Annotated in this window: 14 protein-coding genes; 8 read left to right on the top strand and 6 right to left on the bottom strand. The window is 46.9% G+C overall.

Annotated features, from left to right (window positions below; all coding sequences use genetic code 11):
- The first annotated feature begins 20 nt into the window (after positions 1-20).
- The 3 genes from QZW47_RS05380 to QZW47_RS05370 all read left to right on the top strand — a co-directional run bounded on the left by QZW47_RS05380 (position 21) and on the right by QZW47_RS05370 (position 11,409).
- A complete protein-coding gene (locus QZW47_RS05380; protein WP_293124788.1) occupies positions 21-5,603 on the top strand; it encodes a PAS domain S-box protein in 5,583 nt (1,860 codons plus the stop codon).
- A gap of 134 nt (positions 5,604-5,737) precedes the next feature.
- A complete protein-coding gene (locus tag QZW47_RS05375; RefSeq protein ID WP_293124786.1) occupies positions 5,738-9,865 on the top strand; it encodes an ATP-binding protein in 4,128 nt (1,375 codons plus the stop codon).
- A 161-nt stretch (positions 9,866-10,026) separates the two neighbouring features.
- On the top strand, positions 10,027-11,409 hold the full coding sequence (locus tag QZW47_RS05370) for a response regulator (protein ID WP_366930808.1): 1,383 nt from the start codon (positions 10,027-10,029) through the stop codon (positions 11,407-11,409).
- 361 nt (positions 11,410-11,770) lie between these two features.
- Here QZW47_RS05370 and QZW47_RS05365 read toward each other — a convergent pair whose 3' ends face one another.
- Both QZW47_RS05365 and QZW47_RS05360 read right to left on the bottom strand, forming a co-directional pair.
- Positions 11,771-12,310 (bottom strand): GIY-YIG nuclease family protein, encoded by a 540-nt coding sequence (locus QZW47_RS05365; RefSeq protein WP_293124784.1) that lies wholly within the window; start codon positions 12,308-12,310, stop codon positions 11,771-11,773.
- 230 nt (positions 12,311-12,540) lie between these two features.
- Positions 12,541-12,867, bottom strand: coding sequence for a hypothetical protein (locus tag QZW47_RS05360; protein ID WP_293124782.1), 327 nt, complete (start codon positions 12,865-12,867; stop codon positions 12,541-12,543).
- 348 nt (positions 12,868-13,215) lie between these two features.
- On the opposite strand from QZW47_RS05360, the gene QZW47_RS05355 reads away from it, so the two are divergent.
- Positions 13,216-14,016 (top strand): hypothetical protein, encoded by an 801-nt coding sequence (locus tag QZW47_RS05355; protein ID WP_293124780.1) that lies wholly within the window; start codon positions 13,216-13,218, stop codon positions 14,014-14,016.
- Positions 14,017-14,167: 151 nt separating this feature from the next.
- Here QZW47_RS05355 and QZW47_RS05350 read toward each other — a convergent pair whose 3' ends face one another.
- A complete protein-coding gene (locus QZW47_RS05350; protein WP_293124778.1) occupies positions 14,168-15,019 on the bottom strand; it encodes a sulfite exporter TauE/SafE family protein in 852 nt (283 codons plus the stop codon).
- A 129-nt stretch (positions 15,020-15,148) separates the two neighbouring features.
- On the bottom strand, positions 15,149-15,997 hold the full coding sequence (locus QZW47_RS05345) for a pentapeptide repeat-containing protein (RefSeq protein WP_293124776.1): 849 nt from the start codon (positions 15,995-15,997) through the stop codon (positions 15,149-15,151).
- A gap of 558 nt (positions 15,998-16,555) precedes the next feature.
- Here QZW47_RS05345 and ilvD point away from each other — a divergent pair.
- The 3 genes from ilvD to QZW47_RS05330 all read left to right on the top strand — a co-directional run bounded on the left by ilvD (position 16,556) and on the right by QZW47_RS05330 (position 22,191).
- Entirely contained in the window at positions 16,556-18,241 is a 1,686-nt protein-coding gene (gene ilvD, locus QZW47_RS05340; RefSeq protein WP_293124774.1) for a dihydroxy-acid dehydratase, read from the top strand.
- Positions 18,242-18,668: 427 nt separating this feature from the next.
- Positions 18,669-19,679, top strand: coding sequence for an ATP-binding protein (locus tag QZW47_RS05335; RefSeq protein WP_293124772.1), 1,011 nt, complete (start codon positions 18,669-18,671; stop codon positions 19,677-19,679).
- A gap of 19 nt (positions 19,680-19,698) precedes the next feature.
- The gene (locus QZW47_RS05330; protein WP_293124771.1) at positions 19,699-22,191 is read left to right on the top strand and encodes a S8 family peptidase; all 2,493 of its coding nucleotides are present in this window, start codon (positions 19,699-19,701) and stop codon (positions 22,189-22,191) included.
- Between the two features lie 155 nt (positions 22,192-22,346).
- On the opposite strand, the gene QZW47_RS05325 is transcribed toward QZW47_RS05330, so the two are convergent.
- Positions 22,347-22,874: a DUF937 domain-containing protein gene (locus QZW47_RS05325; protein WP_293124769.1), complete on the bottom strand. Its 528-nt coding sequence runs from the start codon at positions 22,872-22,874 to the stop codon at positions 22,347-22,349.
- 74 nt (positions 22,875-22,948) lie between these two features.
- Positions 22,949-24,769 (bottom strand): ATP-binding protein, encoded by a 1,821-nt coding sequence (locus QZW47_RS05320; protein ID WP_293124767.1) that lies wholly within the window; start codon positions 24,767-24,769, stop codon positions 22,949-22,951.
- Between the two features lie 310 nt (positions 24,770-25,079).
- Here QZW47_RS05320 and QZW47_RS05315 point away from each other — a divergent pair, with 310 nt between their 5' ends.
- The gene (locus QZW47_RS05315; RefSeq protein ID WP_293124765.1) at positions 25,080-25,226 is read left to right on the top strand and encodes a hypothetical protein; all 147 of its coding nucleotides are present in this window, start codon (positions 25,080-25,082) and stop codon (positions 25,224-25,226) included.
- The last annotated feature ends 141 nt before the right edge of the window (positions 25,227-25,367 follow it).

The raw sequence follows: 25,367 nt of genomic DNA, 5'->3' as shown, positions 1-25,367 counted from the left end.
ATCGCTACAGGTTAAAAAAAATGAGCCGGTTTCAGGTCTTGCCCTTACCCATTAAATCTTACAACATTGCTACATTTAGCGCCGGCACGGCCTTACTGCTGACAACTCTGTTACTGTTTGCACTCCAGGCAACTCCGATCATCTTAATTTTTGCCGCTGCGATGGTGGGCGCCTGGTATATGGGCTTAAAGTCCACAGAAAAAGAATTAGAAATAGAACGTCAGATTATTGCGAAAGTAACTGACACAACGGCTTGCTTAATTGTAGTTCTCGACAGCGAAGGACGGATTGTCCGTTTTAACCAAGCTTGCGAAAAAATCACTGGCTACTCGTTAGCAGAAGTTGTAGATAAATATGTTTGGGATATATTTTTGATTCCCGAAGAAGTTGAACCTGTGCAAACAGTTTTCGCCAAACTTAACGACGAAGATTTTCAGAGCGAATATCAAAACTATTGGCGTACCAAAAACGGCGACAAGCGCTTAATTTCTTGGTCGAATACTGTGATTGTCGATCGCCAGGGTTTGGTAGAATACGCGATCGCCACTGGCATCGATATTACCGATCGCAAATCAGCAGAAATCGCCCTGGAGTTATCCTACGCTCAGCTCGAAAACCGCGTCAAACAGCGCACGGCCGAACTAACAGTAGCTAAAGAAGCGCTGCAAGCTCAAGAAGAACGATTTCGCTGTTTGAGTTCGTGTTCGCCCGTGGGGATTTTTATGGCGGATTTCCAGGGGCGCTACACCTATGCAAACCCGCGCTGTCAAATGATTTGCGGCTTGAGTTTAACAGAACTTTTAGGCGGCGGCTGGGAAAATTGCATTCACCCGGAAGACCGATCGCGCGTATTGAGCCGATGGCTGGATTATACTCGACAAGGTGGGGAATACGCGATCGAGTATCGCCTGCAAACAGCAGACGGAAATGTGCGCTGGATTAACGTTGCTTCCTCGCCGATGTTCTCCGACTGTGGCGAACTAATCGGACACGTGGGCACGGTGCGAGATATCACCGAAAGACAGCAAACGCAAGCAGCTTTGTCTAACAGCGAACAGCAACTGAGAACGCTACTAGAAAATACGCCAGATGTGATTATCCGCACCGACAAAGAACTGCGCTATCTGTATGTCAACCAAGCAGTTGCAAAAACTCAAGGAAAACCAGTTTCATTCTTCCTCGGCAAAACCAGTCAAGAAATAGGAATGCCGCCGGAACTGTGCCAGAGGTGGGATGAAACTCTGCACAAAGTGTTAGCAACTGGCAGAGAAGAAGTCATCGAATTTGCGGCGTACTCAACCAGTGGTACAAGAACATATCAATCTCGCGTTGTTCCAGAATTTGACAAAGACGGCTTACCAGAATCGGCATTAATTGTCGCCCGCGATATCACAGAACTTAAACTTGCAGAAACTCAAAGATTGCAGTTGACAGTCGAACAAGCAGCCCGGGAAAAAGCCCAAATAGAACAGCAGCGATCGGCATTTTTAGCAGAAGTCAGCAGAATTATGGCTGATGCGTTTGACGGGGAAACAGTGCTGCAAAATGTCGCTGAATTAGCAGTTAATTCGATCGCAGACGGGTGCTGCATCCATTTGACCGAAACCGACTCAAAAGTACGCCGAGTGGCTGTAGCTCACGCAGAACCCTCCACGCTTGAGACTCTCAATAACTTGCAAGTCGGCAGCTTGTTAGCCTCGGATGCTGTCAACGGCTATCCGCTGGTAATTCGCAGTGGCCAATCCGAGCTAATTGCCGAAGTATCCGAGGAGATGTTAGCAGCAGCAGCGGAAAATGCAGCAGGAATTGAAATATTGCGTGAAGCGAAGCTATCCCGTAGGGAATCGCTCAATATCGGCTCTCACGCTTGCGTACCGCTGAAGGCGCGCGGGCGGGTAATCGGTGCGATCAGTTGCTTTACCTCAAAGTTGGGGCGCCGCTACAGTGCAGCAGATATGGCAATGCTAGAAGATTTAGCCTACCGCGTGGCGATCGCCCTAGACAACGCCAGACTTTACGCAGAAGCGCAACAATCACTGTCTCAAACATCGCAATCCTTCGCCTTAATTGACGCGCTGTTACAAGCATCTCCCCTAGCGATTTGCTTTCTCGATCGCCAAATGCGCTTCATCCGCGTCAATCGAGTATTAGCAGAACTCAACGGCTTGAGCGCCGAACAGCATCTCGGTCAAGACTTCCGCCAATTGTTGCCAGCATCGTCCACCAAATTAGCACCGATAATTCAGCAAGTTCTAGAAACCGGCGAGCCTGTTTTAAATGTAGAACTTAGTGGCGAGCCTCAGGGAAACTCGGGAGAGTTAGGCTACTGGCTCGCCAACTACTACCCAGTCAAAAATGAAAGGGGAGAAATCATCGGAGCGGGGATAATAATCGCAGATATTACCGCAGCTAAAAAAACCGAATTAGCTTTGCGGGAAAGCGAAATGCGATTCCGCAGCGTGGTAGAATCTACCATGCTCGGTATCGGTTTCTGGGATGCCACAGGCAACATTACCGAAGCTAACGACGCCTTGCTGGAAATGATTCGATATACCAGGGAAGACTTAGTTACCGGAAAAATCCGTTGGATAGATATCACGCCGCCGGAATACGCAGAACTCGATCGCAGCGCGATCGCTCAAATCGCAGTATCGGGAAGTTGCGAGCCTTACGAAAAAGAATACATCCGCTCTGACGGCTCGCGCTTCCCGATTTTAATCGGGGGCGGAAACCTGCAAGAATGCAGCGACAAAGGCTCGTTCTTCGTGATCGATATCACCGATCGCAAACAAGCCCAAAATCAGATTCGAGAAAACGAAATTCGGATTCGCAACCAACTAGCAGAACTCGACTTAGTTTACAACACCACACCAGTCGGGCTGTCCTTTGTCGATACCAATTTGCGCTACATCCGCCTCAACAAATGCCTCGCTGCGATCAACGGCCGCGCGATCGCAGATCACATCGGGCGCACCGTCAGACAAGCGATTCCCGAAATTGCCGATATGGTAGAGCCGATTTACCTGCAAGTGCTGGCAACGCAAAGCCCCGTACTCGACCTGGAAATTAAAGCAGAAACCCTGCAACAGCCGGGAGTTGTGCGGGATTGGCAAGTCAGCTTTTATCCAGTGTCCGATGAATCGGGGACGCTGTTGGGTGTCAGCACCGTGGTAGCAGAAATCACCGATCGCAACCAAGCCAAACGGGTGGTGCAGCAAAGCGAAGCCATATTCCGGCGACTGTTTGAGTCGAATATTTTCGGAGTCGCGATCGGCGATTTGACAGGCCGCATCGCCTACGCCAACGACTCCCTGCTCAACATGGTCGGCTACACCCGCTCAGACGTGCTCTCGGGTAAAATCCGGTGGAACCAGATGACTGCGCCCGAATACCTCCACCTCGACGCCAGGGCGGCCCAAGAACTCCGGGCGTCAGGAGTCGCAACCCCTTTTAAGAAAGAATACATCCGCAAAGATGGCAGCCGCGTCCCCCTGCTGATGGGCGCGACGATCCTGTGCCCGGAAAAACGCGAACCAGAGACGATCGTCGCCTTCTACATCGACTTGACCGAAATCTCGCGGGTGGAAGCAGAACTCAAAAACAATCAACAACGCCTGCAAATCGCTCAGCAAGCAGGCAAAATTGGAACTTTTGAATGGAACATCCAAACCGGCGAGGTCGCGTCTACGCCAGAGTTAGAGGCTTTGTACAGTTTGCCGACCGGCAGTTTTAGCAGCTATCAAAATTGGGTGGAAATGGTGCATCCAGCCGATCGCGCTGTCACCGAACAACAAGTGCAGGCCGCAGCAGCTTCCGGCGAGGAATTAGACATCGAGTTCCGGATCTGCCGCGGGGACAGCAGCATCGGCTGGATTGCTTGCAGGGCTACGGTATTTCAGGACGAGAGCGGTTTGCCTCTGCGGATGATCGGCGTGAACGTTGATATCAGCGATCGCAAACAAGCAGAAGAGGCGCGATCGCAAATCAATCAAACTTTGGAAGCATTGATCCAAGCTTGTCCCCTGGGAATTACCGTTTTGGGCGCCGACGACGGGATTGTGAAAATGTGGAACCCCGCCGCCGAGAGGATTTTTGGCTGGTCAGCATCAGAGGTGCTAGGTCAATTTTTGCCCAGCGTTCCCTCAGACAAGCGCCAGGAATTTATGGCGAACTTGAAAAAAATTCGCGCCGGACACGGGATCGCAGGCATGGAAACCCAGCGCCTCAGGAAAGATGGCACAGGAATCGACATCGGTTTGTGGGCGACTCCAGTCCGCGATGCCAAGGGTAACATTAACTGTATGTCGATCATCGCCGACATCAGCGATCGCAAGCAAGTCGAGGCAGAACTCGCTCAGTTGCTCGATCGCGAACAAGCCGCCCGCGCCCAAGCCGAAGCCATCAACCGCCAAAAAGACGAGTTTCTCGCCACGCTTTCCCACGAACTTCGCACGCCTTTAAACGCGATTCTCGGCTGGGCGCAAATGCTGCGTGGCCGCCCGTACACGACAGATTCTTTAGCTTGCGGTTTGGAAGCGATCGAGCGTCAGTCGAGGGTGCAGGCGCAGCTAGTCGAAGATTTGCTCGATGTTTCCCGGATTATTCAAGGGAAGCTGGCTCTCAAGCCCGGCTGGTTTGTCATGAGAAAGACGATCGAACTTGCTCTGGGTTCAGTCAGTTTCGCCGCCCAGGCTAAGTCTGTCACCGTTTCCTCGGAATTTGACCCCGCAGTCAGTTTGATGTGGGGAGACGCCGCCCGGTTGCAGCAGGTAATCTCGAATTTGCTGACTAACGGCGTCAAGTTTACGCCGGCGGGGGGCAGCGTCCACCTGCGCTTGTCAAGGGATTTTGGCTATTCGATTGCCGATTTGAGATTGGACAATGGCGCAACGGCTGCTAATTCCGGATCGCCCGCTAGCAATCAGTACGTGCAAATTCAAGTGAGCGATACCGGCAAGGGCATTTCTGCTGAGTTTCTGCCCTACGTATTCGATCGCTTCCGACAAGCAGACGGCTCGATTACTCGCGCTGACAGCGGTTTGGGGCTGGGATTGGCGATCGTCCGCCACTTGGTGGAACTCCACGGCGGCACAGTGCGCGCCGAAAGTCCCGGAGAGGGACTCGGGGCGATATTTACGGTAATGCTGCCGCTCAAGCAGCGCCGGAGTCAGCAGCCGCAGTTGACAGAAGCAAGCAATTTGCCTCAAATTCGTCAGGATGTTTTGGCTGGTTTAAAGGTGTTGGTAGTTGATGACGAACCAGACAACCGCGAGTTTTTGGTGGCGGCGCTGCAACAGTTGGGGGCGACGGCGACTGCTGCTGCTTCGGTAGCAGAGGCGATCGACATTTTACAGCAGTCACCGCCGGATATTTTAGTCAGCGACATCGGAATGCCGGTTGAGGATGGCTACTCGTTGATCCGCAAAGTGCGATCGTCCGCATCTGACAAAATCAAGCGCTTGCCGGCCGTAGCACTGACAGCTTATGCTAGCGAACAAGACCGGAATCGGGCGATCGACGCCGGTTACAACGAACACTTAGCAAAGCCGATCGATTCTGCTCGATTCGCCACAGTTTTAGCTCAGTTAGGAAACATACACTAACAGGAGTATGTTTTTGCGCTTTAGCGCTCTTATTTTGTTAAGAGAGCGCTAAAGCGCCACAACTTATCTATAAATTAACCCGCCAGAAGACTGAAACGGTTAAAATTCGATCGCCCCTCAATTTCTTGAGTGTCATGCCCATTCATCCCCTCAACAGCGCAGTCGCCAAAATTTTTAGCAAGCTGCGCCTGCGAACACTTTTGATTGTTCCCTTTGTATCGCTAACAGTCAGCGCCGTCGGGCTAGTCGGTTATCTTTCTTTCAAAAGCGGGCGGGAATCAGTCGAGGATTTAGCACACCAGTTAATGGCACAAGTAGGAGAGCGAATTAACGATCGCCTCACCAATGACTCTGGCCCGTCCAAAATTAGCGCTTTTCTCGATCGCCTCTACTTCTCCCCATCGGGACAAACTTTTATTATGGAGCGATCGGGCAATTTAATTGCCACATCCACCCTAGAAACGACTTTTGTCAAGCAAGCAAAACAGCAACCGACGCGATTGCTAGCCGTCAACAGCCAGGATATCAAAACGCGAGACATTGCTCGGGAACTCGCCAACCGATTTGGCAATTTGAGCTCGCTGGATAGAGCCCAGCAATTTACCATAACGAGCCAGGGATCTCGGCAATTTGTCGGCATTACTCCCTATGCAGATGGCCGCGGCTTGGATTGGTTGATTGTGGTGGTAATGCCAGAGTCGGATTTCATGGCTCGCATTCAAGCGAATACCCGCAATACATTTTGGTTGTGCGCGGGTACTCTGGTGTTGGCCAGTGCGATCGGATTGTTAACTTCCCGTTGGGTAACCAACCCAATTTTGCGCTTGAATACCGCCGCCAAAAATGTGGCAAAAGGCGAATGGGATCGAGCTTTAGAAATTAGACGCTTCGATGAGATCGGAGAACTCGCCAATTCCTTCAATCTGATGGCAGCGGAACTGCAACAGGCTTTTGCCGAACAAAAATCTTTAACTGAAGCCTTAGCGGAAAGCGAGAGCCAACTCAAGCAATTTTTTGAAGCTATACCAGCAGGCGTATCTATCCACGATGCTTCCGGTCAAGTCATCTACTTAAATCAAACTGCCAAGCGTTGGATTGGCGTAGAAAATATCCCCGAAAAAACTTTACCAGAAATGGTAGAAGTTTATCAAATCTGTCGCGAAAACCAGCCTGATCCAACTGAAGAATTGCCCGTCTTCAGAGCGCTGTGCGGCGAAACGGCACTCGTTGACGATTTAGAATTGCATCGAGATGGAAAGATTATTTTTCTTGAGGTGCACGCCACACCAATTTTTGACGCCAGCGGCAACGTTACTTATGTTGTCAATGCTCTTACGGACATCTCAGAACGCAAACAATCAGAAAAAATATTAACTGACTACAATCACACTTTAGAAAACGAAGTAGCGGAACGTACTACTGCCTTAGCTCGTGCGAACGAACTATTAAACTCTGAAGTGGCAGACCGCCAATTGCTCGAACAAAAACTTTACAGTTCTACCGAGCAAATTTTGAATATTTTCGACTCTATAGCAGATATTATATTGATTATCGAACCCAAACAAAAAACTATCCAAATTATACCGACCAAGGGCATTTTTCAATACGAAAATGACGTAATCATGAGCGAATCCATCATCGAAAAATTTTTTCATAATGAAAGCCAAGACATTTATTTCGATCAAGTTCGAGAGGCATTAGCAACTCAACAAACTATAAGTCTTGATTACAGTATTCAGATTAACAACCAAGAAATTTGGTTTAGTGCTAAAATTTCGCCGCTCTCAGATAACTCCGCAGTTTGGGTAGCCCGGGACATTAGCGATCGCCAGTTAGCCGAAGCCCGACTGCTGGAAGCCCAAAAAATTGCCCGTATTGGCAGTTGGGAATACGATACAGCTTCAGCAACCAGCACTTGGAGTCAAGAACTCTATCGGATGTTCGAGCTCGCTCCAACTCAAAAACCCCTAGCAACCGCAGAATTAATCGAGCGTTTTCATCCCGAAGATCGATCGCCCTATTTGACAATGCTTCGGGAGCGAGCGATCAGCAAAAAAAGCTTTGAGCTCGATCTGCGAATGATCTGCCGAGATGGCTCGCTCACATACCTGAAAGTCCGAGGGAAACCAGTTTTTGATCAAAAAGGAGAGTTGCTGCGTTGGTTCGGTACTGTCTTGGATATTAGCGCTTACAAACAAGTCGAAGCAGCTTTGCGAGAAAGCGCCCAGCGGGAACAAGCGATCGCCCGATCGATCGATCGCATCCGTCAGTCTTTAGATATTGACACCATCTTCGCCACCACAACCTCGGAATTGCGACAAACCCTCAAGTGCGATCGAGTTGCTATCTATCGCTTTAATCCTGATTGGAGCGGCGAATTTGTTGCCGAGTCCAGAGGGGAGGGTTGGATATCTGTGATCCAAAAACAATCAGACGGTTTTAACTGGCAAAATAGTCTCGTAGAAGACTCTTGCTGTACGGCGAAAACCCTGCAAATTTACCATACAACAGTGCAGGATACCTACCTCCAAAAAAATCAAGGCGGGATGTACGAGCTAGGCATTGCTTATCGCACGATCGAAGACATATACAACGCTGGATTTAGTCCTTGTTACGTGCAACTATTAGAGCAATTTCAAGCCAGAGCCTACATTATTTGCCCCATATTCTGCGGCAGTCAACTTTGGGGTTTGCTCGCCAGCTATCAAAATTCTGGGCCCCGCACTTGGCGCGAAGCAGAAATCAATGTTGGGCTGCAAATTAGCACTCAACTGGGAATCGCCCTACAACAAGCCCAATTCCTCGAAGCCACTCAACAGCAAACAGTACAGCTCCAAAAAGCAGCCTGGGCAGCAGAAGCCGCCAACCTCGCCAAAAGCACTTTTTTAGCCAACATGAGCCACGAGCTCCGCACGCCCCTCAACGCAATTCTCGGCTTCTCGCAACTGATGCAGCGATCGACCAACCTCAACCCCGAACAACAGGAAAATATCCGCATCATCAACCGCAGCGGAGAACACTTGCTAAGTCTGATCAATCAAATATTAGATTTAGCCAAAATAGAGGCGGGACGCATTACGCTCAATCCCACAGAATTTAAATTAAGCAGCCTGCTCGACGAGGTAAAAGAGATGTTTCAACTCCAGGCGCGGGAGCAAAAATTGCATTTAATATGTGATTTTGATAGGGATGTTCCCGAGTACGTATGCGCCGATAGACTTAAGTTGCGCCAAGTTTTAATTAATCTGCTTTCTAACGCCATTAAATTCACGAAACAAGGAGAAGTTTCGGTAACAATAAGCGCGGTGGTAGATGGAGAAAAGCAGCAATTACCAATCAATTACCAATTACATTTTGAAATAGAAGACACAGGCTGCGGCATAGCTGCTGATGAGTTAGAGCAGCTTTTTCAAGCCTTTGTGCAAACCAAATCCGGAGAAAAATCGCAGCAGGGAACCGGTTTGGGGCTCGCCATCAGCCAACACTTTGTCAACCTGATGGGCGGCACGATCGCTGTGCACAGTCAAGTAGGAAGTGGCACCACCTTTGCGTTTGATATCCCCATCATCGCCGTTGATGCGACGGGCATTCAACCCGCACAGCCACCGCGTCGGGCGATCGCCCTAGCACCCAACCAGCCCCGCTACCGGATCTTGATTGTGGACGATCGATCGGACAACCGCAAACTGCTGCTAACAATGCTCGCAGCCTTTGACTTCGAGCTCCTTGAAGCCAGCAACGGCGAAGAAGCGATCGAAGTGTGGGCGAGTTTTGAGCCGCACTTAATTTTCATGGATATGTGGATGCCGGTAATGGATGGAGGCGAAGCAACGCAACAGATTAAAGCCACCGTTAAAGGTCAAACTACCGCGATTATTGCCGTGAGTGCCGATCGCGCCCAGGAAGCGCGAACCGTTTCTGCATCAGATGATTGCGATGACTTTATCCACAAACCTTTTCGAGATACACAAATCTTTGCCACCCTCCACAAACATCTCGGAGTGCGTTACATTTACGAAGACCCAGAAACTGTGCCGGAGCCAACTTCAACCGAGGCTCCGACCTCCGAGACTCTTGCAGGTTTACCAGCGGATTGGCTGGCAGCTTTAGAGAAAGCCACAATTGAGTGCGATTTAGAGTTGATTCTCAGTCAAATAGAGCAAATTCGCGATCGCGATCGTTCTTTAGCTAGCGCTCTCACCGCCTTAGCTAACGAGTTTCAGTTCAATCAAATACTAGCTCTCATCCGTCCCCAAACCTAATAAAAATGATATTAAATCTGCTGAGCAATCAGGAATGCAAGTCCCGCGAGCTTGAAGAGGAATTAGATTCCTTAAGCTGTTGCGGCATTTAAATTGTATATCAAAAAACCATCAAAGTCTTGTGGGGTGGGCGTCCCGCCCGCCATAAATATGCAATTTAAATGCGCGACAGCTTACCACAAACCTACAAAGGTTATTTTACCGGACATGACATGAATTACGAAGCAACTGGCGCCCTCAAAGGGAATATTTTAATTGTTGATGACATACCGAATAATTTGCACCTGCTAGCTAAAATACTCTCGAAGCAAGGCTACAAAACACGCACCGCACCAGACGGGCAACTAGCTCTAAGGTCGATCGAATCAACTCATCCCGACTTAATTTTGCTAGACATCATGATGCCCGGTATGGACGGCTACAAAGTCTGCCAAGCATTGAAAGCTTCTGCCGCCACCAAAGACATTCCCATAATTTTTATTAGTGCTTTAAACGAAGTATTCGATAAAATCAAAGCCTTTGAAGTTGGCGGTGTAGATTATATCACAAAACCATTTCAGGAACAAGAAGTTTTGGTGCGCGTCTCAAATCAACTAATGCAGCGCCAGTTGTTCCAGCAAACACAATCCTACGCCCAACAACTCGAACAAACCTTAACAGAACTCAAGAAGACTCAAGCTCAGTTAATCCAGAAAGAAAAAATGGCTTCTTTAGGGCAACTAGCAGCAGGAATCGCTCACGAAATCAACAATCCCGTCAACTTTATCTATGGCAATATTGGTATGGCGGGCGACTACGCACGAGATTTGCTTCGTCTCCTGCAACTCTACCGACATTACTACCCGCAGCCCGTGGCAGAAATTGTCGGCGAATTAAACAAAATTCAACCCGACTTCATCGCAGATGACTATCCAAAACTGCTAAAGTCGATGAAAGATGGTGCCTCTCGAATTAGTGAGATTGTGGTATCTTTTCGCAACTTCTCCCGCCTCGGCGAAGAAAAGTACAAACCAGTGGATATTCATCAAGGTATTGACAATACTTTAGTTATTTTGCAACACAGGCTCAAAAAAGCCAACACCGCGGGTGATATTGAAGTCATCAAACAATACAGTCAACTGCCCAAAATCACCTGTTACGCCAGCCAGTTAAATCAGGTATTCATGAACGTATTAACCAATGCTATTGATGCCCTAGAAGCTCAACCTTCTCCCCGAAAAATCACCATCAGCACTTCATTAGCTTCTGACTCAGAACCTGCACTGCACAATCTTGATGCAAAATTTCCCCATCAAACCTCTCAATCGGTGATGATTCACATTACCGATAACGGTTGCGGGATGAGCGAAGAAGTCCGCCGCCGCATATTTGACCCATTTTTTACTACTAAGCCTGTGGGCGGCGGTACTGGATTGGGGTTAGCCATCAGTCACGATATTGTAGTAGAAAAACATCGAGGTCAAATTAGTTGTATTTCTGCGATCGGCGGCGGGACAGAGTTTATTGTAAAGATTCCGATATCTGTTATAGCAGTTGACAGTTGACCTGGGACAGTCGAAGAGTTGACAGTTTGGGCTTGTTACTACCCTCTTGTTGGTAACACAGATACAGAGGAAGAGCCTCGTTTTACCTCACAGCTTATAGGATAAAGGACTGTAGGACGTGTTTAAGTTATTAAATATTCATTGCTTAATCGCAAACTTATTTACAGAGTGCTGTTTACCGCCGAGGCCCGATCCCCCTCGCATCCCCTGGATAGTTGGGGGATGAAAGAGAATGCTCTTGTCACCCTTTTTTAAGTGGGGTCAAGGGGGATATGACCTCGGATCGTAGCGAGTTTTTTCAATGGTTTCAAACTGAAATTGACACCAATCAACATTGCCGTTTCCCCAGGGTTCGTAAGAGTTACTTTAAATCCAGCAAGCCGCTAGTTTTCAGTTTGGGATTAAACCGAATTTCTTCAGTTACACCGCGAGCTTTTAGCAGCGATAAAATTTCATTTTCCACCCGGCGCGCTACATTTTTCAACAACTTATCTTTTGCAAGTTCATCGGCGACAATACCTTCATAATTTGCCACTTCTTGGGCAGTCATCACCGTTTTGGTATCGATGGGATCGTTCCACTTAGTGGCATCGGCACCGTTTCCTTGCGGCTGCGAGCCGTTTTCAGAAATCCAACTTTCTCGGATGCTTTCTAGTATAGTGCGGCTGGGCTTCTCAATAGTTTGAACTTTTAGCCAGTAGCAATGTTCTGTTTGGCGTACCAAATGCTGCTTGAGGCTGAGGTAAGTATCGCGAGAATAGCCGACAAATTGCAGCACTTTCTCTCGATCGAAAATCGCATATACACCGATTTTTCCTTGCATAAACTCGGGCAATTTTCCTTCTGAGTCAATGTACGGAATGAATTCTAAACTGGCAAGAGGGTGGATGTCTTCTGTCATTTTTTGTTGGGATTATAGATGTTAGTTTTTCCTGATATTTTCCTGATTTTCAAGAAATCAACTTAATTGAAAGCAAGGTCAGGCACGGATGGCAAAAAAGCGTGATGTGTATGTTTTCTTCTTTCTTCTTCCTTCTTCTTTACTTCCTTCGGTCAACGGTCAACGGTCAACGGTCAACGGTCAACGGTCAACGGTCAACGGTCAACTGTCAACTATCAACTGTCAACTAACTAATTATTGAAAACGCGATAAATGGCACAGAGGCGGCTGGGTTTAAATATTTTGGCTTGAAACATGAAATTAGGCGGGACGTTGACGATCGCAAAATCGCTCGATTGGTGATACTTTTCAAATTCCGCAGGCATTCCCTTGGGCGTCTCGGTGCTGTAGGGTACTGGCCCAAAAAGTAACTCCGCAAACTCAATGCGCGAGCACTGCAACTGCATCGCTACTTGTTGGAGAAAGGTTTCACCGGTTAACAAACCGAACAGTGCAGCTTTCGCATCCGGTTCGAGGACAAAACTGTTATCGTAGCTTTCGATAATCTTGAGACCCATTTTGTGTATACTCCTGACAGACATCGGTTAACTTTTAGGCGATCGACTTATTCTGAATTTTACCTGAGACTGACCCTGTTGAAGGCATTCGGCGTGAGGGATGCGGAATATAGCCGAGTCTCAAAAAAATAAGGTATGTCTGGTAGTGAGTAATTTTATCCTGAGCGAAGTCGAAGGGGGTAATTGGCACAACATCAGATGCAGCACCACAAGCTTTTCAGTGATTACCGATTACCAATTACCGATTACCGATTACCGATTACCCCTTGCCCTAAGCGTCCGCGAATCTTTCTGAGAACTGCTATATCATGTCGGTATCGCAATCTATCAGACTACGACTAAAAGGCTATGCAGAAGATCGAAGACGCATCATTCCCAGCTTTGAAAATTTCCCCAAACCAGCAGGATTGGCTAGAATTGGCAGAATACGCCTCTATTGCCGGTGCGGCGATTGGTAGCATTGCTGCGGGATTGTCGGGGCAATTTCTCTACGCTGCCGCCCCGCTAACCGCAGCAGTTTCGCTGAATCTCGCCAATCGCCAGCGTTTCGAGCAAAAAATGCAGCAAAAGGCAAATTCTGCGATCGCGGAGGTACAGGCGGCAGTAGAAGGTCGATCGCAGCAAGTTCAGAGGCTACCTGGAGAAATTGCCCAACTCGATACCACCGTCTCTGACTTGAAACAACAACTGCTCGGCTTGGAATCCGGCGTTATGGCAGACTTACAAGGTGCCGTAGCCGCACTGGAACGCCAAGCACAGGCGCTTCCTGCCGATTCTCAGGAACTCTACACCATCCTGTCCGACTTGCAGCAAAAACTCGGCATTTTGGAAAATAGCGCCCTCAGAGAGCATGATTGGGAAAATGTCAACGTCCGATTTTTATTGATGGACGAAAGGTTAACTGAGGTGAGAACTATCACAGCTCAGTTGCAGGAGCGATCGAACGAAGTAGACTTGGATCTAATCCAAGGTTCTGTGAAGCAATTGCAGGATTTGCTCGATCGACCGACAATCGACACAGCCAGGCTGCAAACAGAGATTCAGCATTTGCAGCAGCAAGTTTCCGAGTTACAGCGGCAAAATCAAGAAATTGTCAAGCCTTATTTGCAGCGCCTGACTCGCGCCGTCAAGAAACTATCAGCAAATTAGTTCTGTTGTAGGGCGCGCAGCCCGCACCAACAATCGCCCTCCGACGAGAGTTCGGAGGGTAAAATAACAAATAACAAATAACAAATGACCAATAACAAATCACAACTGACCAATAACAAATCACAACTGACTAATGACAACTGACCAATGACTAATGACTATATTTTTGCCAAGCTTGCCAGAAAATATAAATCGATAAGATGGCCAAGAGCGATCGAAAAGCTAAACTAATAGTGCGATCGGGCAATCTCGGCAAAAATCTGGTGCTGATTTGCGCGCCCAACAAACCGCCACCGCCCAGAATCAACCCCACAACCCACACAACATTGCCACGGGCCGCGTGTCCCGCCGTCGCCGAAATTGCCGTAATCACGATGACGCCCAAACTCGTTTGAATGGCGGTTTTAATGCTTTCCCCTAACAGCAAAATTTGCAGGGGAACCATAATCACACCGCCGCCGACGCCGAACAAACCCGCTAACAAACCCGCCACACTGCCCGTAGAAATTTTAGCAAAAGTTGGATTGAATAAAATGCTTGAATTATTGGGGGATTGGGAAGTGGAAATTGGTAACGCAGAAGTGCTAATTGAGGCAGATTCTTTGTTATCTTCCCTTTCCCTTTCCCCTTTAGCTGTCAGGCGCTTGCGAACTTCAACTAAATAAATATTCAGCCACAGCAACAACCCAAAAGTGAGTAACAACAAGTAAGGTGGAAATATCCCCGCCAAATAAGCACCGATTTGTGCCGTGATGACCGCGGGAAATCCGATACCTGCGACTTGACTCAAGCTCAGGTAGCCCATGCGCCAATTCTGGATGCTGCCAGAAAGAGCTGTAATCACGATCGACAAACCGCTAGTAGCAACCGCTTGCACCGGAGCATACTTGAGAGCCACCAACAAAGGAACCAGGACTGTACCGCCACCAATACCCAAAAAACCAGCTAGAATTCCGGCAAAAAGTCCGGCCGCACCCAGAATCAATAATTCGCTGACAGTCATCAGATTTTTAGCTTTTAGTATGACTAGAAATTTTAACTCAAAACGCAAAATTCACAAGTCAAAACTCATTAACTGTGCAGCGTTGTTTTCGGCTATTGTAAGGCAATCTCAAAACTCAAAACTCTTCTATTATTGTTGAGAGTCATTAGTTGTGCCGTCCGGCATAATTGCCCGCCTCAAATCTGCATCGCGGAAGTTAGTTCGATTGAGATTGGCGTCAATCAAAACCGCTTCCACCAAAACAGCGCCGCTCAAATTAGACCAGCACAGCTTGGCTCGGTACAGATTAGCACCGCTCAAGTTAGCTCCGCGCAGAGTTGACCAACTGACATTGGCAACTCTCAAATTAGCATTGGTGAGATTAGCTTCGGTGAGATTAGCTCCCACCATCGTTACCTGGCGCAAGTCTGCACCAGTCAGGTTGGCTCCGCTGAGCATCGCCCCGCTGAGAATAGCCTGAGTCAGGTTGGCTCTTTCCAAAAGCGACTCGCTGAGGATGGCATTTGTCAGGTTTACCGCTTTGAGAGTTGACCAACTCAAGTTGGCCTTCATCAAATTAGTGCGAATCATGCTAGCTTCGGTTAAGTTAGCCGCAAACAAATTCGCTTCGGTAAAGTTGGCTTCGGTCAAATTAGCTTCGGTCAAATTAGCCTTATTCATGTTGACTTCTCTCGCCATAGAGCCGCGCAGGTTGGCTCCCACCAGGTTAGCCGAGGTGAGATTGGCGCGGCTCAAATCGGTACCGATGAGATTTGCTTCGCTGAGATTGGCTTCCGTCAAGTCCACCCCTGCCAATTTCACCTCGCGCAAGTTCGCTCCCGTCAGGTTAGCACCTTTGAGATTTGCGTCTTGGAAATTCGCTCTGGTAAAGTTAGCCTCGCTGAGGTTTACCCCTTTTAAGTCAGCCCCGGCGAGGTTAATCTCTCGAAAATTTCTTTCTCCGGCCGCATATTGCCTCAGAATTCGATCGGCCTCCATGTCATTCGCCTCGCAATTTTTGTTTCAAACGTTAGAGTGATGGATTTTACACATCATCCCAGATAACCACGGCATTCACCCTGCACACTACAGCATCGGTAGAATCTTTGCACTCTGCTTTTTGGGTACTGGCGTGCAGTTCCATTTTCTAATGGCATGACAAATATCAACGCTTCTGAGAAAATCAAAAATAGCGTAAGACCATCGGCACTAACCAGTGAATCGATTTTAGATTGAAGAATTGAATCCACAGATCAGTTGACAGTTGACAGTTGTCAGTGGGTAGTTGTCAGTTGACAGAAGAGCCCGCTCGCTAAGCCGAGGGGTTGACCGTTGACAGTTGACAACTTTCAATCACCACTGACAACGCAACGACGGGCAGTGGGCTCTTCTGCCCACTGTCAAATACCCACTGCCCACTGTCAAATACCCACTGCCCACTGTCAAATACCCACTGCCCACTGTCAAACACCCACTGCCCACTGCCAACTACCGACTACCAACTGCCCACTGCCCACTGCCAACTAGCGACTACCAACTGACAAAGGAAATTTTAAAATGCCTGAAAATTTGAGAAGCCAAGCTGTAACTGGGGGCGTGCAGCGCGCACCCAACCGAGCCATGCTGCGCGCCGTCGGTTTTGGCGACGGCGATTTTATTAAGCCCATTGTGGGGATTGCTAACGGGTACAGCACGATTACGCCCTGCAATATGGGATTGAACGACCTCGCTTTGCGGGCTGTTGCGAGCGCAAAAGAAGCTGGCGCCATGCCGCAGATGTTCGGTACGATTACTATCAGCGACGGTATCTCGATGGGAACCGAAGGGATGAAATATTCTCTGGTGTCGAGAGATGTGATTGCAGATTCGATTGAAACTGTTTGCAACGGCCAAAGTATGGACGGGTTGCTGGCTGTGGGCGGCTGCGACAAAAATATGCCCGGAGCGATGATTGCGATCGCCCGCATGAACATTCCTGCTATTTTTGTCTACGGTGGCACGATCAAACCAGGACACCACAACGAACGCGATTTAACTGTTGTCAGCGTTTTTGAAGCAGTCGGTCAATTCAGCGCCGGCAAAATTGACGAAACAGAGCTCACCGCAGTGGAACAAAAAGCTTGTCCCGGTGCCGGTGCCTGCGGCGGAATGTACACCGCCAATACGATGTCGAGCGCTTTTGAAGCGATGGGCATGAGTTTGCTCTATTCTTCGACAATGGCTGCTGAGGATGCCGAAAAAGCTGACAGCGCGGCAGAATCTGCCAAAGTTGTGGTGGAAGCGATTCGCAAACAGTTGTTACCGAGCCAAATTTTGACTCGCAAAGCCTTTGAAAATGCGATCGCGGTAATTATGGCGATCGGCGGTTCAACCAACGCTGTGCTACACTTATTGGCGATTTCAAATGCGATCGGCGTAGAGTTATCCCTCGACGATTTTGAAACAATTCGAGCCAAAGTGCCAGTCTTGTGCGACCTCAAACCAAGCGGCAAATACGTAGCCGTCGATTTGCACAAAGCCGGCGGCATTCCTCTAATCATGAAAATGCTGCTAGAAAAAGGTTTATTGCACGGCGACGCCCTGACAATTACGGGTCAAACAATTGCCGAAGTGCTAGCAGATATTCCTGCCGAACCGCGCGCGGATCAAGATGTCATCCGCCCTTGGAACAACCCGATGTACGCCCAAGGACATTTAGCAATTCTGAGGGGAAATCTGGCAACAGAAGGATCAGTCGCTAAAATTACAGGCGTTAAAAAACCGCAAATCACCGGCCCAGCCCGCGTCTTTGAATCAGAAGAAAATTGTTTGGATGCAATTTTGGCTGGCAAAATTCAAGCCGGAGATGTGATTGTCATCCGCTACGAAGGGCCAAAAGGCGGGCCAGGAATGCGCGAAATGCTAGCACCAACTTCGGCAATTATTGGCGCTGGTTTAGGCGATTCGGTCGGGTTAATTACCGACGGCCGCTTTTCCGGCGGAACCTACGGCATGGTTGTGGGTCACGTGGCACCGGAGGCGCAAGTTGGCGGCACCATTGCTCTGGTAAATGAAGGCGATTCGATCACGATTGATGCTAACAATCGGTTGTTGCAGCTCAATGTTGACGATGCAGAATTAGAGCAGCGACGGGCTGTTTGGCAGGCTCCTAAACCTCGCTATACTAAGGGCGTTTTGGCTAAATACGCTAAGTTGGTTTCTTCTAGCAGTGTCGGTGCTGTGACTGATTTAGGTTTGGGTTAAAGAAAGAAGACTTTTTTTAACCGCAGATGAATGCAGATAAACGCAGATGAAATTCCATCTGCGTTCATCTGTGTTCATCCGCTAATATCTGCGGTTAAAAAAAGTCTAACTAATTGGCTACAATCGGAATCTCATCACTGAGCTATCATAATTATGTATAATGTTTATAATTAGTGAGTGTATTTTAAACCCCTTGAATTTATTTTATTCAAATAGTTGTTTTCACAAGCTAAGAAGATAGGGTAAAGCAATAAAATTGTTCACAATCAACATCTAATCTAGCTATAAAGAGAGAATTTTCATTCCTCTTAAAAGAGATATTTAAGCTCTACAATAAATGGATATACTATATTTAAATGTTGACTTTTTAGGAAATATGCAGTATATTTAATTAAAGTATATAAACTGTTTAACTCCTATTCTAAGTATGGCGCGTGGCGAAACCCTCAGAAAACTCTTTAAAAGCTTCTCTCATAACGAGAGAGAAGGGTTTTTGGCTGCGGCTATGGAAATTATTGAAGAAGAAAGAAATAAAAATCATCTCTTACTTGCTAGAGATTTGGAAAAGCTGCTTCAAAACGGCAATGGATACATCAAACCCCTAGCTGCTAACCCGACTCCCTGGAACCAATTTCCTGAGCCTCCTAAAGACAAGGATACTGGACTTGCCTTGCTTGAGGTCAAACAATTTGACCTTACTTGGGATCGCATCGTACTCAGTGAAAAAAATTTTGATGTGCTGCAAGAAATCGTCCTCGAAAATCGTAAACAAGATATCCTCGCAGCCTATAACCTCAAGCCCAAAAGCAAATTACTTTTCTGTGGCCCACCAGGATGTGGTAAAACTCAAACTGCAAAAATCCTATCTAGCGCCTTGGGGCTGCCGCTTGTTTATGTGAACCTAACAGCGGTATTCTCTTCTTACTTGGGTCAAACTGCAACCAACCTTCAGAAAATTTTCACCTACATTGAGAAGGGTGAGTGGGTTGTTTTGTTCGATGAGTTTGATGCTATAGCCCGCGATCGCGATAACTTAAATGAACATGGTGAAGTAAAGCGGCTAGTTAATAGCTTGTTACAGTTGATCGATAATGTGACCAATCAAAGTATATTCGTTGCTGCGACAAATCACGAGAAACTACTAGATAGTGCCGTTTGGCGACGATTTGATGAAGTTATCTTCTTCGATAATCCAACGGTTGAACTGCGGACGGCGCTTTTAAGTCACTATCTGTCTGCGATCCGTTATACTGCTATTAATCTATCTACCTTTGCCGCTCGGCTTGAGAGTGCTACTGGAGCAGATATAGAACGGATCTGCTCAGATGCAATTAAAGCCGTGGTTCTGCGAGGAGAACGTACCCTGACTGCTGATGATTTAGAGGTGGCAATTGGGCGTTTTCTAGAAAGACAAAGTATAATAGCAAATTCACAATAATTATTTACGTCTAATCCTAATGGTAAGTAAGTTCGATCACCTGAAATTACCCAGAATCAACATCGAATCACCTCGGCGCTCTCCAGGTGGTTTTAGTGGTAAAAAACGTACTGATGTTAGTTCACACGGTAAGCAGTTATTAGGTCAACTTTCGACCCTGACTGAGGCTGTGAAGCAAAAAAACACCCCATTTCGCCTTGACCCAAAATTAATTTTTAAGATTAAAGTTGCTGAAAAAGGTTATTTCTCAGAAGACATGGTGACTCAAGCAGGACTAAATTTACTAGCTCGTGAACCGAATAAAGCCATCGTTGTCTTTTCATCCGACAATCAGCTAACTGAATTCAAGAGACGGTTAGAAAATTACAGTCAAATTCAAGATGGCCCGAAGTATGAATACTTAGGAGCGATTGATGAGCTAGTTCCCCTCGAACGTGAAGATCGTATTGGTCGTTTGTTGGAGCTAAAGCCTGTACAATTAGGTGAACTTGCCGCCTTAGATTTGGAACTTTGGCACACAGGCGATCGCACAGAGATGCGAAAGTATTTAGATGATATCGCCGAAGTGCTAGAGAGCTTAGCCAGCGATACTGCTCCTATGAGAATGAGCGATCGCTACATAGGTGAATATCTCTGTATTGCTAGGATTAAAGTCACCCACGAAGTTTTAGAGCTTTTGCTGGAAGAGAAAATCGTTAAAGAAATCGATCGCCCTCCCCAACCTGCGTTTGAAACAAATGCTGATTATAATCTGCCAATTTCAGATTTTCCCGAAGTTGTGGCCCCACCTGAAGATAATTGCGGTATTCTGGTTATTGATTCTGGCGTACAGCGCGGTCATCCTTTAATTGCTCCGGTGTTGGGTGACACTGAAGTATTCCCAGATGCGAAAAGGGAATTCATAAGAGGTGGCTCTGATGATGTAAATGGACATGGTACTAATGTTGCTGGAATTGCTATCTATGGGAATGTTGAAAACTGCATTAAACAGCGTTCATTCGATCCAACTGCTTGGCTATTTTCTGCCCGCGTGACAAACGAAAAAAATGAATATGATGCAGACCTCCTCGTAGAAACTCAACTCGATCAAGCCCTTCGAGCTTTTGTTGAAAATTATCCCAATTGCAAAGTAATCAATATCTCGTTAGGTAACGCTGACCAGATTTACCGAGATGGGCTGAAACAGTTTCGATTAGCTGCTAAGATAGATGAAATTGCTTATTACTACCAAAATAAAAATAAAAATATTATCTTTGTTGTTTCAGCCGGCAATGCTTTTTATGAAGAGGCTAAATCAGATGAGCAACTACGGACTGATTACCCAAATTATCTACTGAAAAAGAGCGCTCGAATTATCGATCCAGCTACTTCAGCAATTGCCATAACCGTAGGTTCCTTATCATTGGGTCGTGGTAGTATTACAGAACCTTCTGATGTTCGTCGTCAGGCGATCGCAAAACTATCAGGATACCCCTCTCCGTTTACTAGAACTGGTTTTGGGGTCGATGGAATGATTAAGCCTGATGTTGTAGATTTTGGCGGAGATGTTGTAATAGACCTCAAATATAAAGAAGGTCTGGATTTACCTAAATCCAAACTGCGACTACCAGATAATGTAGCTGGAGTTTCTGTTGTTACTCTATCCAAAGATTTGAAAAGTTCTTTATTTCAAATCTGTAGTGGTACAAGCTTTGCGGCTCCTCGTGTTGCTAATATTGCTGCTCAACTTTTCACAAAATATCCAGATGCCAGTTCTAATTTAATTCGGGCGCTTATTGTGAATTCAGCGGTTCTTCCTAAAGAAATTCCTCCTGAATTTAAACTTAATAATCAACAGTCTCAGAGTGAAAAGACAAAAACGATTAAGAATCAGCTAGCAATCTATGGTTACGGACAGGCTGACTTAGAACGTGCAATGTATTCTGCTGAAAACTACGTTGTTCTATCAGAAGATAATATTTCGATCAAAGTAGGATATTTTCATGTTTACGAAATTCCCCAATTGCCACCTGAATTTTTTAACGTAAAAGGCACTCGTAGATTGTCAATTACCTTGGCATTTGATCCGCCAACTCGCCCAACTCGTGGAGACTCATATCTAGGAGTCACAATGGAATTTGATATTTTTAAAGGAATCGATCGCGAAATTGTTAGGACGGCTTATGAATCTGCTAGCAAGACGAGTTCTCCTGATGAGTCCACCGACAATACAAAAAAAAAGTTAAAGGCAAAATATGGGGCGGGTATTGAAGTTACATTGTCTCCAAGCTCCAATCTTCGGAAGAAAGGAACAGTACAAAGGGGGCAAGTAGAAATTTTTCCCAAGTCTACAAAATATGATGAAGGGCCGATGACTCTGATTGTTAGTTGTAATCGTAAATGGGCAAAATTAGATGAAATTGAAATGCAGCGTTATGCGTTAGTTGCTTGCATTAGCCATTCCGCTCCTGAAGTTGATTTATATAATCGTATGCAAATCCAAATTTCCCAGAGAGAAAGAGTAAGAGTTTAACTGATGATGGGGAGTCGCAGTCACCCCACTAAAACAGTATAAGATACAGAAATTACACCTTAATTTGTGTTAATGATGTGAGCAGACTTTCCATCATGTCAAACTCCGCAAAAGAGCGATCGCCCGTCAATCTCTCTCTCCAAAATCTCAGGGAATTAGCGCTGATTCAAAAAGCGGCTGGCCATCGACATGGCGTCAGTAATGTCTACGTCGCCGTCTCCATCTCCATCTAAAAACGCATTCAAAACGGGATTTGCGCCCTGGGCTGGATTTTGGGCGTTGCCGCCGGATTGCAGCAGGTTGAGGACGATCGGCACTAACACAGGTATCATCGCTTGGATTGTAGCGTTATTCAAGCCGGTTCTTTGGGCGATATCGGCTACTATCTGGGTCAGTTGGCCGGCCCCAAACAAACTCTGAACAGCTTGCAGATTGGGACTTGTGCCGCTAAATTGGTTGACAACTTCTTGGGCTTGTGCGTCTCCAGATTGCGATCGCACGTCTTGTAATGCCGATCGCACGTGTCCGCCCAAAACCGACATTGCTAGCTGAGTCGTGGCTGCATCGACGCCCTGGTTGCCGCTCAACTGCTCTACCGCACCGAGAATGTTGCCCAACTGATTGGGACTTGCTTGTTGGTTGGGATTGTCGATCGCGCTCAAAATTTGGTCAAATAGTCCCATAATTTTTGCTCCTAGCTTTAATGGCTCCACTCTAGATTAACCCATGACCAACTACCAACTCCCGATCGTATATTCTAATGCTCGATCGGCAGGGCGATCGCAAATTCCGTCCCCGTTCCCACCTCCGACCAACAGTTAATAGTTCCGCCGTGTTTCTTAACGATAATTTCGCGACCGATGGCCAACCCCAAACCCGTACCTACACCTCTGGGTTTAGTAGTAAAGAATGTTTCAAACATTTTTGCTTGACTTGCGGCGGGTATTCCCGTACCGTTATCAGAAATTCGCACCACCACTGAGTCGTCATCCAAGTATTCTGTAGCAATCACAATCTTCGGCAAAAAACTCGGCGCTTCCTGTTTCACTGACTCAGAACCCGATTGTTTTCTCATTTCCTCAGAGTTAATTTTCTCAATTTTTGCTTTTTCTTCTACAGCATCTAGTGCATTGTTAATCACGTTGACAAACACTTGGTAAAGCAAACCCATGTAGCCTTCCACAGTCGGAATGTTCCCGTAATTACGCACCACTTCAACCCCGTTTTTGATCCGGCTGTTGAGAATCAGCAAACTGCTGTCTATGCAGGCGTGCAAATCCACCGCCTGAGGCGCCGCCTCGTCTAGGCGAGAAAAGTCTTTCAAACTTAAGATAATAGCTTTGGCTCTTTCAGCGCCCACTTCCATCGAGTCAAATATTTTCATCAAATCTTCTTTGAGAAAGTCAATGTCTATTTGTTCGGCTTTGGCGCTGACTGCGGCCGGCGGGTTGGGGATTTCTGCTTCATAAGTTTTGAGCAGTTCTAAAATATCCTCAACGTAATTTTTCGCGGGGTCTATGTTGGCATAGATAAAATTGATTGGGTTGTTAATTTCGTGAGCTACCCCGGCTAACATCCGCCCCAAAGTAGCCATTTTTTCATTTTGAAGGATCTGATTTTCTTGTTTGAATTTCACTTCTTCTAGCAAGTGATTTACTTTCTGAATCAGTTGGTTCAACGAAGCTCCTAAGACTCCCACTTCATCGGTACTGGTAACTGGTACTTGCAACTGAAAATTAGATTCTTGGCTCACTCGCTGAGCGATTTTAGTTACGGCGCCGATGGGTTTGGCGATCGCCCGACTGGTGTAGCTCGCCAGCAGTGCTGCAACTACGATCGACAGTGCCATGCTACCAATAATGATTTGTAGGCGCAGCGCCTGCGCTCGCAGCAGGGACTCCCGCGCTGCATCTTCTTGCAATGCGGCGCGATCGACAATTTCTGCTAAATCATTGACCGCCTTATCTAGTTTCAACCCAATTCGCTGTCGGTCAAAGTTCGACAGCAGCTTGCGCTTAACTATTTTATTACCTGGTTTATTAGGTAACTTATTAAGTTTTTGGCTGAGGGTTTCTAGACGTTGAATGTAATTAATGACTAGCGGCTCGTAACTGGTTAACAAATATGGCAACCCTTCTATATTTTGGCTTTCGCTCAGATTTGTAACTTTGAATAAAGAGGATTTTAACACCTCTAATTGGTTTTTCAATTGTTTGTTTTTTACGTCAAATATTTCTGGTTTGTCTACCCAGTAATTCAGCCGTTCTTGGGTATTCTTTGTCCGCATTAAAGCCACTTGCAAATTATTTAAAAGCCGACTTTCTCCATCGATGTGTATTTGATTGTTAGTTCGGCGATAGTAATGATTTCCAGCCACCATTCCGACTGTGGTTCCCCCAATTGCTACACAAAGAGCCAGTGCGTAGCCGCCGCAGATTTTATCGCTAATACTGAGGTTGCGGAAGTAACGGGCTATTTGAGTGAAATAATTTGGCTGTGGTGGCTGGCTCTCTTTGATGTTATGGTCGCCAGAGGTAGGAAGTGCTTGTGAAGCTTGGTTGTGATGTTTGAGCTGCATAGATGCGAACCTGTAAATAATTCACGCACTGACAATTAAGCTTACCTTAACTCACGGCTGATTAAAGAGTACCCTATGATACTTAATATGATAATTTTTTTGAATTAGGACGATCTTACCCTGCTGAATAAACCCGGTTTCTCGTTTCCGCTTGCGGGGCTTCGAGGACATACTTATGTTAAGAAACCGTATTTATAGGTACTTAATGTGACATTTGTTTCAGCATAAAAAACATTGGATCGACTGGCGATCGCCTAAATTACCGATTAAATAAGTAATTCCAAATCAATCGGCTACCCGGTTCGGGCAGATGAGTTCAGCAATCAAGGGTCTGTTTTGCTACAATTGCAGCCGGGACGCGATCGCCCGCAGCGCACCTGCACCGACTAATGCTCAAACCGGCTACCATCGCGAGGCAGGCGAGCTTAGCAGTGCGATCGGATGCTGGGTCATTTAAGTATTGAGATTTGCAATCACCCGATCGTTGTGAGTTTCAAAAATTTTAGACCCTCAGACAAGCGATCTCGGGTAACGCCCAACTTCGAGTACCCCGATTCAATACTGCAAGTAAATCGAAAATTTCAAATCGACTGACTGA

It is taken from the genome of Microcoleus sp. bin38.metabat.b11b12b14.051 (genome assembly GCF_013299165.1).
Taxonomy (GTDB): domain Bacteria; phylum Cyanobacteriota; class Cyanobacteriia; order Cyanobacteriales; family Microcoleaceae; genus Microcoleus.
This window is presented reverse-complemented; position numbering and strand designations above follow the sequence as displayed.